Annotated in this window: 9 protein-coding genes; 4 read left to right on the top strand and 5 right to left on the bottom strand. The window is 68.3% G+C overall.

Annotated features, from left to right (window positions below; genetic code table 11):
• Nucleotides 1-21: 21 nt before the first annotated feature.
• The 5 genes from IZR01_RS21170 to IZR01_RS52455 all read right to left on the bottom strand — a co-directional run bounded on the left by IZR01_RS21170 (nucleotide 22) and on the right by IZR01_RS52455 (nucleotide 14,393).
• Nucleotides 22-546 carry a winged helix-turn-helix domain-containing protein gene (locus tag IZR01_RS21170; protein WP_194894818.1) on the bottom strand — a complete coding sequence of 175 codons (525 nt, stop codon included), beginning with the start codon at nucleotides 544-546 and terminating at the stop codon, nucleotides 22-24.
• Nucleotides 547-772: 226 nt separating this feature from the next.
• Complete coding sequence (locus IZR01_RS21175) at nucleotides 773-4,384, bottom strand: type I polyketide synthase (protein ID WP_194924844.1); 3,612 nt, start codon at nucleotides 4,382-4,384, stop codon at nucleotides 773-775.
• Entirely contained in the window at nucleotides 4,381-6,372 is a 1,992-nt protein-coding gene (locus IZR01_RS21180) for a non-ribosomal peptide synthetase (protein ID WP_194924845.1), read from the bottom strand. Before IZR01_RS21180 ends, IZR01_RS21175 begins: the two co-directional genes overlap by 4 nt.
• Nucleotides 6,369-6,617: an MbtH family protein gene (locus IZR01_RS21185; protein ID WP_228554714.1), complete on the bottom strand. Its 249-nt coding sequence runs from the start codon at nucleotides 6,615-6,617 to the stop codon at nucleotides 6,369-6,371. The genes IZR01_RS21180 and IZR01_RS21185 overlap by 4 nt, the downstream gene beginning before the upstream one ends.
• 3 nt (nucleotides 6,618-6,620) lie before the next feature.
• Nucleotides 6,621-14,393 carry a non-ribosomal peptide synthetase gene (locus tag IZR01_RS52455; protein WP_194924846.1) on the bottom strand — a complete coding sequence of 2,591 codons (7,773 nt, stop codon included), beginning with the start codon at nucleotides 14,391-14,393 and terminating at the stop codon, nucleotides 6,621-6,623.
• A 376-nt stretch (nucleotides 14,394-14,769) separates the two neighbouring features.
• Between IZR01_RS52455 and IZR01_RS50805 the strand changes: the two genes are divergently transcribed.
• The 4 genes from IZR01_RS50805 to IZR01_RS21205 are packed head-to-tail and all read left to right on the top strand — an operon-like array spanning nucleotide 14,770 to nucleotide 18,591.
• Entirely contained in the window at nucleotides 14,770-15,111 is a 342-nt protein-coding gene (locus IZR01_RS50805; RefSeq protein ID WP_228556070.1) for a hypothetical protein, read from the top strand.
• Complete coding sequence (locus tag IZR01_RS50810; protein ID WP_323746733.1) at nucleotides 15,108-15,923, top strand: acyl carrier protein; 816 nt, start codon at nucleotides 15,108-15,110, stop codon at nucleotides 15,921-15,923. Before IZR01_RS50805 ends, IZR01_RS50810 begins: the two co-directional genes overlap by 4 nt.
• Before the next feature lie 30 nt (nucleotides 15,924-15,953).
• Entirely contained in the window at nucleotides 15,954-16,676 is a 723-nt protein-coding gene (locus IZR01_RS21200; protein WP_194899322.1) for a thioesterase II family protein, read from the top strand.
• 22 nt (nucleotides 16,677-16,698) lie between these two features.
• Nucleotides 16,699-18,591: a non-ribosomal peptide synthetase gene (locus IZR01_RS21205; protein ID WP_194924847.1), complete on the top strand. Its 1,893-nt coding sequence runs from the start codon at nucleotides 16,699-16,701 to the stop codon at nucleotides 18,589-18,591.
• The last annotated feature ends 148 nt before the right edge of the window (nucleotides 18,592-18,739 follow it).

Below are 18,739 nucleotides of genomic sequence, written 5' to 3' on the forward strand. Positions count from 1 at the left end.
GGTGGCGACGCGGCCGGCGGGTCACGGCTCGGTCCGGACCGCCCGGGCCAGAACGTGGACCGGGCGGCGGTCGGCGCCGTCGTCCGGCAACTGGCGCCGGGCCCAGGTATCGAACAAAGCGCAGACCTGCTCGCGCAGCTCGCCGAGCTCACCTGGGCTGAGCCACAGCCAGGAGTCGGTGGTGAACGCGCTGGCCCGCCAAGCCTCGTCGAAGGATTCGCGCAGCACCGTCCACGTCTGGAGCAGGGTGTCGTGCCGGTCGCGGTTGACCGCCTGCATGGCCCGCACCACAGCCTTGCTGATCGGGTCACCGGGCAGTTCCTGGGTAAGCGTGCGGTACTGCGCTGAGACCCGCCGCCAGCGGACCAAGGCCTCGGCGCCGGACTCGGGCTCGACGAGCCCGCCGTCCTGTAAGACACCGAGATGCTCCTCGACCACGGGGAGGGGCATGCCCGTCCGTTCTGCCAGCCGCGCGGCGGAGGCCGGCCCATAGACGTCGATCAGGTCGAGCAACCGGTGGCGCAGCGGATGGGCCGTGGCAGCCACTGACCGAACACTGGTGAGGTGGTGCGGCCCTTGAGTCCCCGGGGCCGGCGCTGCGTCCGCCGCTTCGGGTGCGATGGTCATAATCGATTCAGCCTTTCGAGGTCGGGTCTCGCAGCGCAGGCAGTCGGCACCGGAGTCACCAGGTGTGCCGGCGTCGCAGGATGCGATATCTGGAGGTGGATGCGTCACAAAGCGCTGAGCGTCGTGCACGGATTTACATCAGCGGTCACCGGGACGGGGTGGCTTTCGCCAGCCGGGCGGACAGTTCTCCGGCCAGACCCACCACGTGCGGTCGGGTCAGCATCGACCAGTGGTCTCCCGCGGCGGACAAGACCTCGACGGTGCGGTAGAAGCCGGACAAGTCGCGGCGCAGCGCCTCGCGGGAAGCCGAGTCCGGCGCGCCGGACCGGAACACCACGACCGGGCAGTCCACCGGGCGCGGCCGGTAGCGCAGCAGGGCGCGTGCACATCGGGAGAGGTTGCGGCGAAGCTCGGGGGCCCGGCGCGCGAGCGCGCCGACCTGGCCGGAGCCGAACCGCACCGCGAATTCCAGCCGTACGACTTCGAGCAGCGCCGCCGGGACGGCGGCCAGCGGCCGGCCGCCGCGGCCTCGGACGAAGCCGTCGAAGCACAGCAGCACGTCGACGACCTCACCCTCCTGGAGCAGCAACCGGGCCATCTCGTGCGCGATCACCGCGCCGTAGGACCAGCCGGCGAGCGTATATGGGCCCTGCTTCTGTGCGCCGCGCACCGCATCGAGGTACTGCTCTGCCATCCGCTCGACCCGGGCTGTGGTGTATCGCCCGCCGGAAGGTTCCAGACCGAGCACCGGTCGGTCGACGTCGACCAGGTCGGCGAGCTCCAGGTAGCTGGACGCGCTGCCCATGCCGTCGGCAATCAGGAAGACCGGCCGGTCGGACGCCCCCTCACGCAGGGCGACCAGTCCCACGCTTCCCGCTGCGCGCTCGGCGCCGGACGCCGCCCCCACCAGCTCCGCCAGCCGGCCGAAGGTCGGCTGGCGGAGGAAGTCCGCGGCCGTGATCGCCGCGCCCGTGGCCTGGCTCACCTTGCTGATCAGGTGCACGGCCATCAACGACTCGCCGCCGATGGCGAAGAAATCGTCCGTCTCGTTGACCGAGGCGACGCCGAGCGAAGCGCACCACAGCTGCTCCAGGTCGCTCGGGCTGTCCGGGCTGTCCGGGCGCGGTGCGCCGTCCTGCCGGGGCGCCGCGGCGGCGGTCCGGCCGGAGTCGGGGTCCGAGGGCTCGAAGGGGTACGAGGGCAGCGCGACCACCAGCGGCTGCGCGTCGCGGGCCAGGTCGGCCACGTCGATGTCCGCGCCGCGCTCCCACAGCACGCCGACGGCGCGCAGGAGGCTGCGCTCCGGGTCCTCGGAGGCCCGGCCGAGCATCGGCACCGCGTGCCGCTCGGAGTCCCACGCCGAGTGCCGGCGCAGCGAGCCGCACATCGAAGTGCCGGCGCCCAGCTCCAGGAAAGTATCGCAGCCCTCTGCGATCAAGGTCGCTATACCGGAGTCGAGCTGCACGGTCCGGCACAGCTGGGCGGTCCAGTAGTCCGCCGTGCCGACGGCGTCCGGATCGGCCCACTCACCGGTCAGGTTGGAGACGAAGCGCAGTTCGGGCCGGCGCGCGGCCGCCTGCTCCACGGCCCGGGCCAGGCCCAGCGCCGCGGGCCGCATCATTTCGGAGTGCGCCGCGACGGACAAGTCGAGCACGGTGACGTCCAGCCCGTCCAGCGCGCCGGCGGCCAGGCAGGCGTCGATCGCCGCCCGCGGTCCGGACACGACGGTGTTGCCGGGTCCCATGACCGCCAGACCCACGCCGGGGAACGCCGCGATCCGCTCGGTCACCTGCGCGGCGCCCGCGCGGACCGCGACCATCCGACCCGGCGGGGTGTGCAGGGCGGTCCGCGCGCGCTCGTACACGACTTCCGCACAATCGGCCGGGGTCCACACACCCGCCACCGCGGCGGCGGCATACTCGCCGATGCTGTTACCGAGCATCCCGGCGGGTGTGATCCCCCAATCCAGCAGCTGCCGGGCCAGCGCGTAGCCGAGGGTCACGAGGCCGCACTGCTGGTTGACGAAGTCCGCCAGCCAGCCGGCGGCGACCGATCCGTCCCCCACGATCGGCGACAGGTCCAGTGCGTGCGCCCGGCGGAAGATCGCCGCCATCTCGTCGAAGTGGGCGGCGAACCGCGGCAGCAGCCGATAGGCCGCGCTGCCGGCGGCGTGGTCGAGCGTGCCGTGCCCGGGGAACAGGAAGGCGACGCGGTCGAGCCGATCGCGCCGGTCCGCAGGCGGCAAGACCGGTCCGGGCGCCTGGCGCAGCGATTGCGCCGCCTCGGCCGGCTGCTCGGCGACCACGACCGCGCGGTGGTCGAACCGGCGGCGCCGGGACAGCGTCCACGACACGTCGGCGAGCGAGGACTCCGGCTCGCCGTCCAGCCGCTCGGCCAGGTTCCCGCGCATCCGGTCGAGCGCCTCCGGCGAGCCGGCCGACAGGGCCAGCATCCGGGGAGCCGGGCGCGGCACAGGACGCGGGGACGACGGTGGCGCCTCGAGGATGACGTGCGCGTTCGTGCCGCCGATGCCGAAGGCACTGACCGCGGCCAGCGGGGTCCCGCGCTCGGGCCAGGGCTCGTGCCGCGTGCCGACCCGGAATGGGGTGGCCTCCAGATCCATCAGCGGATTCGGACGCTTGAAGTGCAACGACGGCACCAGCTCGCGGTGTTCGAGCATCAGCGCCGTCTTGATCAGCCCCACCACGCCCGCCGCGGCGCCGGTGTGGCCGAGGTTGCTCTTGACCGCCCCGAGCCGGCACCAGCCGGCCTCCTCGCGCGACAGGCGGAAGGCGTCGGTCAGCGCCTGCACCTCGACCGGGTCGCCCATCGGGGTGGCCGTGCCATGCGCCTCGACGTAGTCGATGTCCCAGGGGTCGACGTCGGCCACCTTCTGCGCCAGCAGGATCGCCTCGCGCTGCCCGGCGACGGACGGCGCGGCGAAGCCGATCTTCTCGGCACCGTCGTTGCTGAGCGCCGAGCCGCGGATGACCGCACTGACGTGGTCTCCGTCGCGCAGTGCGTCCTCCAGCCGCCTGAGCACGACCACGCCGACGCCTTCGGCCGGCACCATGCCGGACGCGTCCGCGTCGAAACTGCGGCTCCGGCCGTCGCGGGAATTGGTGCCACCCTCCATATAGAGGTAGCCGGTGCTGCCGAATCCGGCCAGGCCGACTCCGCCGGCGAGCACCGCGTCGGTCTCGTACGCCTGCAAGCTCTGGATCGCCAGGTGGACTGCGGTCAGTGAGGTCGAGCAGGCGCTCTGTACGGTGAACGCGGGTCCGCGCAGCCCGACCTTGTAGGCCACACGGGTGGCCAGCATGTCACGGCTGCTGCCCAGCGCCCGCAGCATCGGATCGCCGTCCGTGGGCGGGTCGCAGTCGTCGCTGCCGCCGTAGACGCCGATCGGGCCGGCGAAGCGGGCCGGGTCGATCCCGGCGTCGTCCAGCGCCGCGGCCGCGCACTCCAGGAAGATCCGCTGCTGCGGGTCGATCATCGCGGCCTCGGCGCGCGAGTAGCCGAAGAACCGCCAGTCGAAGGACCGAGCCGTCGGCAGCATGCCGCGCGAGGGGACGTAGTCAGGACGGCGGATGAGCGCCGGGTCGGCACCGGCGGCGAGCAGCGCGTCCTTGTCGTGGTGGGTGACACCCTCGGTACCGGACCGCAGCAACGACCAGAACGCGGCGAGGTCGCCCGCTCCCGGTACACGCACCGCCATCCCGGTGACCGCTACCGCTCCGTCGAGGTACGAGTTCATCGGTGCTCCCTCCTGGCCCGGATCCGATCGCGGCGGGCGGCCCCGCGGGCGCCGGCCTCGCTCGCTGCCCGGGGGTCGCCGACCGGTACGGGGCCGTCGCCCGGCCCGGCAGCCTTCTGTAGGTACAGCGCCATCGCGCGGATGCTGGAAATCTCGAACAGCCGCTGCACCGGTATGTCCACGCCGAAGGTCCGGCACAGCCGCGCGTGCAGGCCGATCAGCTTGAGCGAATTGCCGCCCCGGTCGAAGAAGCTGTCGTCGACGGCGATCCGATCGACGCCCAGCACCGCGGACCACAGCTCGGCCACCCGCGCCATGGTTTGGGCCGTCGCCGCGCTCTCCGGCGCGGTGTGCGCCACCGGCGCGGCCGGCCCGGCGTCGGCGGCGGCCAGCTCGGATATCAGTATTCTGTGATCCACTTTGTCGTGCGCGGTCAGCGGGAGGCCGGCGCGCACGACGATCCTCGCCGGGACCATGTGAGCGGGCAGCCGCTCGGCGAGGTAGCCGCGCAACGCCTCGGGGTCCGGGCGTCCGCCCGGCGCTGCCGGAACGACGACGGCCGCCAACTGGCCGCTGCCGTCCGGCGTCTTGCTGACGAGCAGCACGGCCCGGCTGACCTCGGGGTGCGCGGCCAGGACGGACTCGATCTCGCCGGGCTCGATCCGGAAGCCGTGGATCTTGACCTGGTCGTCCGCGCGGCCCAGGAGGCTCAGGCTGCCGTCCGGCGCGCGGCGGGCCACGTCGCCGGTGGCGTACATCCGCTCGCCGGGCACGCCGAAGATGTCGGGCAGAAAGCGCCGCGCGGTCAGCCCCGGCTGGCTCACATACCCGCGGGCCACGCCGTCGCCGGCCACATACACCTGTCCGCTCTCGCCCGGCTCCGTCAGCCGCAACCGGTCGTCCAGCAGGTACACGCGGGTGTTGTCCATCGGGCCGCCGATCGGCACGGGGCGGTCCTCGGGGTGGATCCGGGCGATCCGGTGGCGGGTCGCGAACGTCGTCGTCTCGGTCGGACCGTAGCCGTCATAAACGGTCAGACCCGGGCAGGCGCTCTGCACGCGCGCGACCGCGGCCGGCGGCACCACGTCTCCGCCGGTCCACACCTGCCGGATGCCCGCCAGGCACTCCGGGTCGGCCTCGGCCAACGCCCCGAACAGGCCGGCCCCCAGCCACACCGAGGTGATCCGGCCCGCCCCGCCGAGCCGGCGCAGCAGCGCGGCGTCGGCCTGGCCGGAGGCGACGACCACGGTGCCACCGGTCAGCAGCGGGACCCAGATCTCATAGGTCGAGGCGTCGAACGCGTGCGGAGAGTGGAACAGGATCCGGTCGTGATCGCCGGAGCGCCATATCCGGTCCAGGGCGAAGGACACGACGTTGCGGTGGGTGACGGCAACGCCCTTGGGTGCGCCGGTCGATCCCGAGGTGTGCATGATGTACAGCAGCGCTTCCGGTCCGGTCGTCCGGTCGCCGAAGGGGTCGGTTTCGAACGGCGCCCCGGGCGCCGGCGCGTCGGCGCCGATCGCCACGTCGGCTCGCAGGTACGCGAGGTGACGGGTCATCTCATGGTCCTGCGTCGTTTCGTCCACCAGCAGCAGGCGGCAGCCCGAGCCGGCGATCACGGCGTGCATCCGGGCCGCCGGGTCCCGGGTGGACAGCGGCACGAAGGCGGCGCCCGCCTTTGCCACGGCGAGCAACGCCGCGACGAGGTCCGAGGAGCGGCGCATCAGGACCGCGACATGGTCGCCGGGCGCCACCCCCTGCTCGACGAGCCGCCGGGCCAGCCGGTCGGATCGAGCGTCGAGCCGGGCGTAGGAGATCTCCTCGTCCTCGCTCTCCACCGCGATCGCGCCCGGCTCCTCAGCGACGCGCCTGGCGAACACCTCCGGCACGCTGGTCTGCGGGAGCAGCGTCGCGGCGTCGTCCCACTCCTGCCGCAGCTGGAGCTGGAGATCCCGCCGCTGCGGAGCCTCCCGCGTGTCCGCGGTCATGCGCTCACGTCCTCGGTGGTCCTCGCCTGGGCCGTCGCGTTCGCCGCCATGGCCGATTTGAGCGAGCGCGGCCGCATGTCGACCCAGTGCTCATCGACATACGCGGTGCACTCCGCGAGGTCACCGGAGGCCAACGGAGTCCAGCCGGCGGGAATGTCCAGGTCCTCAGGCCAGAGCGCGTACTGCTCCTCGCCGTTGACGACCACGTGGAAACGGCCGTCGGGGTCGTCGAAAGGACTGGTCATGATCTAAACACCTTCCAGGTCAGAGAGTTCGCCGAGCGGCGTATGGGAGTTTTGGGCGACTTGCGTGAGCAGGGTGCTGAGGTGGTGTGTCAGGGCTTGGATGGTGTGGGGGTTGAAGATGTCGGTGGCGTAGGTCAGTTGGATGGTGATGCCTGCCGGGCTGCCGTCGGGGTGGTGGTTCGGTTGGAAGACCAGGGCCAGGTCGAACTTGGCGGTGTCGGCAGGGACCTCGATGTTCTGGACGGTCAGGCCGGACAGGCTCGGCGGGACCGGGTCGGTCTGGTCGACGGTGAGCATGACTTGGAACAACGGGTGGCGTGCGGGAGTGCGCACGGGTGCCAGGTGGGCGACCAGTTCCTCGAAGGGGATGTCCTGATGGGCGTAGGCCCGCAGATCCGCATCGCGCACTCGCTCGATCAGGGTCTGGAAGTCTGGATTTCCGGACAGGTCAGTGCGCAGCACCAGGGTGTTGACGAAGAAACCGACCAGATCATCGAGCGCGTGATCGCTGCGGCCGGCCACCGCGGTACCCACCGCGACATCGGTGCCCGCGCCGTAGCGGTGCAGCACTGCGGCCACCGCCGCGTGCAGCACCATGAACAACGTGGCATTGCCGCCCTGTGCCAGGGCCTGAAGCTCGACATGCGTATCCTGATCGACCTCGAACCGCACCTCCGCGCCGAGCTGCGAACGGACCGCCGGACGCGGGCGGTCCAACGGCAGCACCGTCTCCTCCGGCGCGCCCCGAAGCTGCTCGACCCAGAACTCCAGATCCCGCTGCTCAGCCTCGCCAACCGCCTGCCATAGCGCGAAATCCGCGTACTGCACAGGCAACGGAACGAACTGCGGCGCGCTCCCCCGGACCCGGGCGTCATAGGCCTGCGCCAGATCCCGCAACAACGGGCCCTGTGACCAGCCGTCGGTAGCGATGTGATGCACCACCAACAACAACACGTGCTCATCCGGCCCGACCCGCCACAGCCGAGCCCGAATCGGCAGATCCACCGCCAACACAAACGGCTCATCGGCCGCGGCCTGTACCGCGTCAGCAAGATCTGACGGCGCGATGTCGGTAGCCGTCAGCTCGATACCGGCCGAACCCACGTCGACGACACACTGATACGGCTCACCGTCCCGATCAGGGAACACCGTGCGCAACGACTCATGCCGCCCGACCACGTCACCGATCGCGGCACGCAACGCCTGCACGTCCAAGGCACCGACCAGCCGCAACGCAACCGGCACGTTGTACACCGCACTCGGACCGCCGAGCCGATCGGTTATCCACAGCCGTAGTTGCGCCGAAGACAGGGGCAGCTCGGTCGGCCGCGGATCCGGGGCCGGCCGCAATGGCTCGCGGGATCCCCGGGCGCCGTCAGCCAAGGCTCCGGCTCCGTTTTCGATGTGGTGGGCGAGGGCCTGGATCGTCGGACGGTCGAACAGATCCCGGATCGCCACCTCCACCCCGAAAACCCCACGCACCCGATTCACCAAACGCATCGCCGACAACGAATGCCCACCAAGCCCGAAGAAATCCTCATCCACCCCCGGCACCACCGACGACCCCAACACCTGCGCAAACAACCCACCCAACAACTCCTCCACCACCGAACCAGCACCGGTACTGGAACCGGCACCCACCACCGGAGCCGGCAACGCCCGACGATCCACCTTCCGATGCGCCGTCAACGGCAACTCCGCCAACTCCACAAACGCCGACGGCACCATGAACCCCGGCAACCGACCCGACAAAAACCCTCGCAACGCCGCCCAATCAAAACCACCCACCACACCATCAGAGGGCACCACATAACCCACCAACCGCTTATCCCCCGGAGAATCCTCACGCACCGCCACCACCGCACGCGCCACCCCCGGAAACGCCACCAAATGCGCCTCCACCTCACCCAACTCAACCCGAAAACCACGAACCTTCACCTGACCATCAACCCGCCCCACAAACTCCAACACCCCCGAAGCACCCCACCGCACCAAATCACCCGTCCGATACATCCGCTCCCCCACACCACCAAACGGATCCGGCACAAACCGCGACGCCGTCACCCCCGACCGCCGGTGATAACCCCGCGCCAACCGATCACCACCCACATACAACTCCCCCACCACACCAACCGGCACCAACCCCAAACCCCCATCCAACACATAAACCCGCGTCCCATCCATCGGCACCCCCACCGGCACCGAATCCACAAACGGCACACCCCCACCCGTCACCTGAAACGTCGCAAACACCGTCGTCTCCGTCGGCCCCCACACATTCACCACCGACAACCCCGGACACACCACCGCCGCCCGATTCACCGACCCAACCGACGCCTCCTCACCACCCGTCCACACCTCCGACACACACCCCAACGCCCCCGGAATCTCCGCCACCGCCACATCAAACAAAGCCTTCGTCAAATACAACCCCGTCACCCCACGCCCCACCAACACACGCTCCAACCCCGCCAAATCCAACAACCCATCCTCAAACAACACCACCGTCCCACCCGCCAACAACGGCACCCACATCTCATACGTCACCGCATCAAACGAATGCGGAGAATGCATCAACACCCGAGAATGCCGACCACCCCGCCAACACCCATCATCCACCAACGCCAAAACATTCCGCTGACTAATCGACACACCCTTCGGCACACCCGTCGACCCAGACGTGAACATCACATAAGCAACCTGATCAAGACCCGCGAAACCACCACCAACCCCCGAACCACACGCCACCTGATGCTCAGCACACTCCAAGGCATCAGCACACTCCAAGGCATCCACCGTGAGAACCGGCAAACCCGTCTCGGCAATGCCAGCGACCACCTCACCATCCCGCAACGCCGCATCGGTCAACAACACGACCGGCTCCATATCCCGAACCACATCCAAAGCCAGCCCGAGCGGATACGCAGCAGGCAACGGAACATAAGCAGCACCAGCCTTCACAACCGCAAGAAACGCCACCACCAGATCCACAGAACGCCCCATCGCCACCGCGACAAACCGCTCCGGACCAGCCCCAGCCGCACGCAACAACCACGCCAACCGATCAGAACGCGCATCCAACTCCGCATACGTCACCACCGAACCATCAGCAGCCTCCACCGCAACCGCATCCGGAGTACGACCCGCCTGCAACCCAAACCGCTCCGCCAACCCCACCGACGACGACACCCCAGCCGGCCCAACACCCCACTCCAACAACCCCGCACGCTCCTGCACCGTCGTCATCTCAAGTTCACGCAGCGGGGCGTGGGGGTTTCGGGTGACGTCGGTGAGCAGGGTGCTGAGATGGTGTGTCAGGGCTTCGATGGTGTGGGGGTTGAAGATGTCGGTGGCATAGGTCAGCTGGACGGTGATGCCTGCCGGAGTGCCGTCGGGGTGCTGGTTCGGTTGGAAGACCAGGGCCAGGTCGAACTTCGCGGTGTCGGTAGGCACCGTGACGTTCTCGACGGTCAGGCCGGACAGGGCCGGCGGGACCGGATCGGTCTGGTCGACCGAGAGCATGACCTGGAACAACGGGTGACGCGCCGGAGTGCGCACGGGCGCCAAGTGAGCGACCAGTTCCTCGAAGGGGATGTCCTGGTGCGCGTAGGCCCGCAGATCCGCATCGCGCACCCGCTCGATCAGGGCCTGGAAGTCGGGATTTCCGGACAGGTCGGTACGCAGCACCAGAGTGTTGACGAAGAAACCGACCAGATCATCGAGCGCGTGATCACTGCGCCCGGCCACCGCGGTACCCACCACGACATCGGTGCCGGCCCCATAACGGTGCAGCACTGTGGCCACCGCCGCATGCAACACCATGAACAACGTGGCATTTCCGCCCTGCGCCAGGGCCTGAAGCGCGGCATGCGTATCCTGATCGACGTCAAACCGGATTTGCGCACCATGCTGGGAGCGCACCGCTGGACGCGGGCGGTCCAACGGCAGCACTGTCTCCTCCGGCACGCCTCGAAGCTGCTCGGCCCAGAACTCCAGGTCCTGCTGATCGGCCGCCCGATCCGCCTGCCACAACGCGAAATCCGCATACTGCACTGGCAACGGCGCAAACCCCGGCGCGCTCTCCTGCACCCGCGCCTCATACGCCTGCGCCAGATCACGCAACAGCGGACCCTGCGACCAGCCGTCGGTGGCGATGTGATGCACGACCAGCAACAGCACATGCTCATCGGGCCCGACCCGCCACAGCCGAGCCCGGATCGGCAGATCCTCCGCCAACACGAACGGCTCTCCAGAGACGGCCTGCACCGCGTCATCAAGATCTGACGGCGCGATATCGGCAACCGTCAGCTCGATGGCCGCCGAACCCACGTCGAGAACACGCTGATACGGCTCACCGTCCCGGTCAGGAAACACGGTGCGCAACGACTCATGCCGCCCGACCACATCGCCCAGCGCGGCACGCAACGCCTGCACGTCCAAGGCACCGGCCAACCGCAACGCGACAGGCACGTTGTACACCGCACTCGGACCGTCGAAGCAGTTCAGGAAGTGCAGGCGGCGCTGGGCCGAGGACAGTGGCGGATGACTCGGGCGCACCGCGGGTTCGATCTGTGATCGGGTGCTGCCGCCGGCTCCGTTTTCGATGTGGTGGGCGAGGGCCTGGATCGTCGGACGGTCGAACAGATCCCGGATCGCCACCTCCACCCCGAAAACCCCACGCACCCGATTCACCAAACGCATCGCCGACAACGAATGCCCACCAAGCCCGAAGAAATCCTCATCCACCCCCGGCACCACCGACGACCCCAACACCTGCGCGAACAAACCCCCCAACAACTCCTCCACCACCGAACCAGCACCGGTACTGGAACCGGCACCCACCACCGGAGCCGGCAACGCCCGACGATCCACCTTCCGATGCGCCGTCAACGGCAACTCCGCCAACTCCACAAACGCCGACGGCACCATGAACCCCGGCAACCGACCCGACAAAAACCCTCGCAACGCCGCCCAATCAAAACCACCCACCACACCATCAGAGGGCACCACATAACCCACCAACCGCTTATCCCCCGGAGAATCCTCACGCACCGCCACCACCGCACGCGCCACCCCCGGAAACGCCACCAAATGCGCCTCCACCTCACCCAACTCAACCCGAAAACCACGAACCTTCACCTGACCATCAACCCGCCCCACAAACTCCAACACCCCCGAAGCACCCCACCGCACCAAATCACCCGTCCGATACATCCGCTCCCCCACACCACCAAACGGATCCGGCACAAACCGCGACGCCGTCACCCCCGACCGCCGGTGATAACCCCGCGCCAACCGATCACCACCCACATACAACTCCCCCACCACACCAACCGGCACCAACCCCAAACCCCCATCCAACACATAAACCCGCGTCCCATCCATCGGCACCCCCACCGGCACCGAATCCACAAACGGCACACCCCCACCCGTCACCTGAAACGTCGCAAACACCGTCGTCTCCGTCGGCCCCCACACATTCACCACCGACAACCCCGGACACACCACCGCCGCCCGATTCACCGACCCAACCGACGCCTCCTCACCACCCGTCCACACCTCCGACACACACCCCAACGCCCCCGGAATCTCCGCCACCGCCACATCAAACAAAGCCTTCGTCAAATACAACCCCGTCACCCCACGCCCCACCAACACACGCTCCAACCCCGCCAAATCCAACAACCCATCCTCAAACAACACCACCGTCCCACCCGCCAACAACGGCACCCACATCTCATACGTCACCGCATCAAACGAATGCGGAGAATGCATCAACACCCGAGAATGCCGACCACCCCGCCAACACCCATCATCCACCAACGCCAAAACATTCCGCTGACTAATCGACACACCCTTCGGCACACCCGTCGAACCAGACGTGAACATCACATAAGCAACCTGATCAAGACCAGCAAAACCATCTTCCGAACCCCACACCACCGAATCGCAATCGCAGCCCGCACCATCACGATCCTGATGCTCGGCACACGCCAAGGCATCCACCGTGATAACCGGCAAACCCGTCTCGGCAATGCCACCGACCACCTCACTGTCCCGCAACGCCGCATCGGTCAACAACACGACCGGCTCCATATCGCGAACCACATCCAAAGCCAGCCCAAGCGGATACGCAGCAGGCAGCGGAACATAAGCAGCACCAGCCTTCACAACCGCAAGAAACGCCACCACCAGATCAACAGAACGCCCCATCGCCACCGCGACAAACCGCTCCGGACCAGCCCCAGCCGCACGCAACAACCACGCCAACCGATCAGAGCGCGCATCCAACTCCGCATACGTCACCGCCGAACCATCAGCAGCCTCCACCGCAACCGCCAGCGGCGTACGACGCACCTGCAACTCAAACCGCTCCGCCAACCCCGCCGAAGACGACACCCCAGCCGGCCCGGCACCCCACTCCAACAGCCCCGCACGCTCGCCGGGATCCAGCACGTCCACCGTGCCGACCGGAGCCTGGAGGTCGGTGAACTGGAGCAGGATGTGCTTGAGACGCTCGGCCAGTGACCGCGCCGCGGCGGCGTCGCCGCGGCGCCCGTCCAGGGTGACGGTGAGGTCGAGCCCATCACCGAGTTCCGCGGCGACGACAACCGGGTATCCGGTCCAGTTGATGGAGTCCATCCGGGTTTTGACCGTGTCGGGCAGCAGGTGCACCTTGGGCCGCGGCACACCCTCCACGACCAGGATCGACTCGATCGGCTCCCGGTCCCCGCTCTTGCGCCGCGCCAGCGCCCCGGTGTCCAGCACCGGCAGCTCCTCGTCGTCCCAGAGGTCGATCAGCCCGCCCTGGAGCTCTCGCAGCCAGTCGCGCATCGGCTTGGCGCGGTCGACCGTCACCCGCAGTGGCAGGGTGCTGAGGCACGGGCCGACCAGCGACTCCGCGTCGGCGACCGCGTCCGGACGGCTCACCGCGGTGAATCCGAATACGACGTCGTCGGTTCCGGTCAGCACGGAGAGCGCCAGCGCCCAGGCGGCGTTGACCACCGTGTTGAGCGAGACGCGGGCCGAGCGGGCGAAGCCCTCCAGCCGCGCCATCTCCTCCGTGCTCAGACACGCACGCGCACGCACGAACGGCGCGTCGGCGGGCGCGGCGCCGAGGCCGAGCGGCCAGGCCTCGGGCGCCCCCGCGAGGTAGTCGCGCCAGAAGGACCGCTTCTCCGCGCTCAGCGCCGCCCGCACGCCGGACTGCCACCGGACGTAGTCGCCAAAGGACGGAGCGGGCGGGAGCTCCGGCTCGCCGCCGGCGACCGCCGCCCGGTAGAACACGTCGAACTCCGCCTCTAGGACCGCCCAGGCCCAGTCGTCCACGAGGATGTGGTGGATGCTGAGCAGCGTCCACAGCTCATCCCCGGGCATGGTGACCACAGTCAGCCGCGCCAGCGGGGCGCACGCCATGTCGAAGGGAGTACGGCGGTCCTCGTCCACCAGCGCTGCCAGCTGCTGCTCGCAGCTCTGCGTGGGAACCGAGGACCAGTCGAGCCGGGTGACCGGCAGGTCCGCATGCGCCCGGACGAACTGCCGCGGCTCGTCCCCGTCCCATACGAAGCCCGTCCGAAGGATCGGATGCCGGCTCACGAGGGCCTCGTAGGCGCCGATCACCGCGTTGATATCAGCGCGACCGGTGTAGCGGTCGATCTGCTGGATGATGTACGGACGCGCCGCGGCCGCCTCAATGCCCATTTCCTCATAGAGCAGTCCGGTCTGAAGCACCGACAACTGATACGCATCCTGGGATTCAGAGTCGATCTCTGACATGATCCGGACCTTTCACTACGGCGGTGGGGAGCGGGGGCGACCGCGGACGGCGGCTGGGTTCAGGCGAAGCAGCGTCGTCGTTGATACCGCTTGCCATGACGGCGACGATCGCCCAGTGAGTCCACGCTGATCGCCCTTCCTCGCGTTCGGTTCGGTGGCCGGCCATACCGACTGCCAAGCCGAATATGAAGCGCCGCGCTTTGCGAGTGGTTTCGAATCCATTTCGGTACCGGCGGTACGGCGACGCGGTGCGCCGGGCCGCGGCCCGGCGGCCGAAAACAGCTCGGAAAGCACATCGAAACCGGGGCACAGGACAGTGGATGGAAGTGCATCGTCCGGAACACGGAACTTTCGAGTCGGGATGTGAAGCCAATCCATGGAGACTGCGACTGCGCGCTGGTGCCCGCCCGTCGAACGACCGGCCGAGCCGGTCGGCGAACGGGTCGCGCACCTGCTGGCCGAAGCTAAAAGGCTGGTCGATCAGGAATACGGCTCGGCGGCGGGCATGCTGCCGCGGGCCGCGAGCTATCTCATCGATACCGCGGCGAGCGCGGCGGCGTTGCTGCCCGACGCACGCAATTCGGTGCTGCACGACATGCACGGCCTGGCCCGCTCCGCCGTCGTCGTGGCGTCGATGGCCGTGCGCGACGCGGACAACCGGGCGCGCACCGCGGCGACGGAGGCCGAGCCGGTCGGTGGCGACGGGGGGACTCGGTGACAAGCTCAGGCTCAGTCCGCGAGTTCGAGGAGTTCTCGGGGACGATCCGCACGCTGCGCGCGGCCGAGTCCGCCGGCGCGGACGAGGGATCCTTCGCCCTCGATGCCTCCGTGTCCGAGCTGTTCGAACGGCAGGCGGCGCGGACCCCCGACGCTGTCGCGGTCATCGCCGAGGACGCGCAGCTTTCCTACGCCGCGCTCGACGCACTGGCCGAGGCGTGGGCACACCGCCTTCGTGGCCTCGGAGTGCGCCCCGGCGTCTTGGTCGGCGTGTGCCTGGAGCACTCTCCGACGCTGATCGCCGCGCTGCTCTCGGTGTGGAAAGCGGGCGGCGCCTTCGTACCACTGGATCCGGACTACCCGACCGACTCCCTAGTGCGCATGCTGGCTGACGCCGCACCCGCGGTGCTGCTCACCGCACGGGTTCAGGCGGACCGGCTGCCGAAGCTCGACACGGTCGTAGTGGCTCTCGACGCGCCCGAGGCAGACGGCTGGCCGGCACCGCCGGCCGCACCGGCCGCACCGCGAGAGGGCCCAAACCAGGACGCCGGGGACAGCTCACTTCTCGAGGAAGTGTGCCGGATCTGGGCCGAGGTGCTGGACGTCCCCTCGGTAGCACCGCAGGACAACTTCTTCGACCTCGGTGGGAACTCGATCGGCGCGATGAAGGTGGCGGCGCAGTGCCGACAACTCGGCCTGGCGATAACCAGCCGCCAGATCCTTCTCGCCGACACCGTCGCGCAACTGTTGGAGGAGGCGCAGCCCGCCCTTCCGGTTCGCCCGGCGTGCCCCGCGCCGTCGCCGACGCGGTGACTCGGCCGAAACGAAATGAGACTGAGCAAGATGACCCGACATCGACTCTACTGTTTCCCGCATGCGGGAGCCGGCGCCTCCTTCTTCGCATCCTGGCGAAAGCTGAGCGCGCCGGATCTCGACATCGTCGGCATACCTCTGCCCGGCCGCGAAAAGCGTTTCCTGGAACCGCCGCTGGAAAGTATGGCGGAGGTGGTGGAGACAGCCGCCCTCTGGATCCAGGAGCACCAGGCGGCGCACCCCGTGGACCATGTCCACCTCTTCGGGCACAGCGTCGGCGCGCTGCTCGCCTTCGAAACGTCGCGCCGACTGGCCGGAACCTCACTCCCGCTGCGAAGCCTGTTCGTGAGCGGGGCGAGCGGTCCGGCCGGCAGGCAGGGATTCGGGGCCGCGGACCTGCCCGACGACGAGTTCATCAAGCGCGTTGCGGACGCCGTCGGTTACAGTCACCCGGCCTTCGGCGACCCGGACCTGCGCGAAATGCTGCTGCCGCCGCTACGCGTCGACGTCACGATGCACGAGCGCTATAAGCCGCTCTCGGACGAAAAGCTGCGGATAGCGGTGACGGCACTGCGCGGGGACAAGGATCTGCTGATCGACACAGAGGACTGCGAACAGTGGGCAGAGGTCACCACGGCCGACTTCGAGCTGGTTCTACAGCAAGGCGGGCACATGTATCTGGCAGAGAATCCCGGAACGCTCATCGACGTCGTCCGGTCACGAATTGCAGCTCCCCGAATCGCAGCTCTCTGATAAACAGCACATGTCATAGTGCTTGGGGGAAAGGACCATCGCAATGCCTGCATCCATAGACGCAATGCCCGTATCCACAGACTCGACGGCCGACATGCTCTCGCACAGTTCAGTCGCGGGGCCAGTAGTGAAATTCGACGACGGCATGCGGATCGAGGGATTCCTGGCCGCCCAGGTGTCGGCCCAGCCCGACCGCACGGCCGTGACAAGCCGTGATGGCGCGCTGAGCTACAGAGAGCTGGATCGCAGAGCCAACCAACTCGCCCGAGGACTCCAGGAGAACGGCGTCGCCAGGGGCGACCTCGTAGCCGTGGCGGTCGAGCGGTCACTGGAGATGCTCGTCTCGATCGTTGCCGTCCTCAAGGCGGGAGCAGCCTACGTGCCCGTAGACCTGTCATACCCCGCGGCACGGATCCAGTACATACTCGACGACTGCGCGGCCAAGGTGGTGCTGGCCCGACCGGGCTCGATCCCGCCCGGGCCCGGCGCCACGACGGTCATCGACCCGTTCTCACCCGCTTCCTACTCGGATGACCACAGCGCTCTCGGGCAGGACCTCGACAGCGGCGACCTGGCCTACGTGATCTACACATCGGGCTCTACCGGCAAACCGAAGGGGGTGATGGTCGAGCATCGAGCGGTGGTGAACCGGCTGCTGTGGATGCAACGGGCCTATCCGCTCGGCAGCGACGACGTCATCCTCCAGAAGACACCCATCGCATTCGATGTGTCAGGCTGGGAACTCTTCTGGTGGTTGATCCCCGGGGCCAGTGTGCACCTGCTGGAACCGGGGGGCGAGAAGGACCCCGACGCGATCGCCTCGACAATCGCCTCGCGGCATGTCACCACCCTGCACTTCGTACCCTCGATGCTGCACGTCTTCCTGGACTACCTGGAAGCGACCAGCGACCGGCTCGACCAGATGAGCTCGCTCTGGCAGGTCTTCACCAGCGGCGAGGCGCTGACAACCCACCAAGTCCGCAGATTCCACTCCGCTCTGGGCCCGTCCGCCCCCGCACTCGTCAACCTCTACGGACCGACCGAAGCAGCGATCGACGTCACCCATCACGCCTGCTCGGACCGGGAGCCCGCGCTCGTCCCCCTCGGCAGACCCATCGACAACATCCGGCTGTACGTCCTCAACCAGGATCTCAGCCCCGTCCAGCCCGGTGGCACAGGCGAATTGTGCATCGCGGGGGTCGGCCTGGCTCGCGGCTATATCCGGCGCCCGGAGCTGACGCGGGAACGTTTCATCGACCATCCCTTCCCAGGCGAGAGCCGGATCTATCGCACCGGCGACCTGGCCCGCCTGCTGCCTGACGGAACGTTCGAGTACCTGGGCCGCAATGACGACCAAGTCAAGATCCGCGGCGTACGGATAGAGCTCGGCGAGATCGAAAGCGCCCTGAGGGACCACGCCGGAGTCACCGCGGCGGTCGCGATCGCGCGCAGGACGTCCGAAGCCGAGAACCTCCTGTACGGCTACGTGGTGGGCCCGGCCCCCGTTGCGCTCACGGCGCTGCGGGAACACCTGTGCCGCGTCCTGCCCCCGGTGGCAGTACCCAGCCACCTCATGCAGTTGGATCAGCTCCCACTGACAGCGAACGGGAAACTGGACCGGGCCGCGCTGCCCGAGCCGGCGCCCGCCGAGCCCTCAACGTCACGGAAACAGCAGCGGCCATGGGCTGAGCTTGTCATCGGCAAGGCCTGGGCGAAGGTGCTGGGCGTACAGGTGCACGACATCAAGGCGACGGACAACTTCTACGATCTCGGCGGCACATCGATCGGAATGGTCAGAGTGGCCACCGAACTGGGTGGGCTGCTGACGCTTCGCGATCTGATGGAAAGGTCCGAGTTCGGCTTGATCGTGCAAGAACTCGAGCGCCGGCAGGTACTACAGCGGCAGATCGTGTGACGCTCGCGCCTTTTCCAGCCCGCGGCCTGGGGTTTCGGCTGGATCCCCGGCTACGTGTACCTGTGGTAACGCCGGAGGAATGAAAGGGGAGGGGTCTCCAGCAACATCAAACGCAACAGAGCACATCAACCTTCGAACAGGGAGAACT

Origin of the sequence: Catenulispora pinisilvae (assembly GCF_015356865.1) — a bacterium.
GTDB classification, from domain to species: domain Bacteria; phylum Actinomycetota; class Actinomycetes; order Streptomycetales; family Catenulisporaceae; genus Catenulispora; species Catenulispora pinisilvae.

What these genes read in the sequence shown, in the direction of transcription:
- IZR01_RS50805 (WP_228556070.1), top strand. Translation starts at nt 14,770, where the DNA reads ATGGAGACTGCGACTGCGCGCTGGTGCCCGCCCGTCGAACGACCGGCC.
- IZR01_RS21185 (WP_228554714.1), bottom strand. Translation starts at nt 6,617, where the DNA reads ATGACCAGTCCTTTCGACGACCCCGACGGCCGTTTCCACGTGGTCGTC.
- IZR01_RS21175 (WP_194924844.1), bottom strand. Translation starts at nt 4,384, where the DNA reads ATGAACTCGTACCTCGACGGAGCGGTAGCGGTCACCGGGATGGCGGTG.
- IZR01_RS21180 (WP_194924845.1), bottom strand. Translation starts at nt 6,372, where the DNA reads ATGACCGCGGACACGCGGGAGGCTCCGCAGCGGCGGGATCTCCAGCTC.
- IZR01_RS21200 (WP_194899322.1), top strand. Translation starts at nt 15,954, where the DNA reads ATGACCCGACATCGACTCTACTGTTTCCCGCATGCGGGAGCCGGCGCC.
- IZR01_RS52455 (WP_194924846.1), bottom strand. Translation starts at nt 14,393, where the DNA reads ATGTCAGAGATCGACTCTGAATCCCAGGATGCGTATCAGTTGTCGGTG.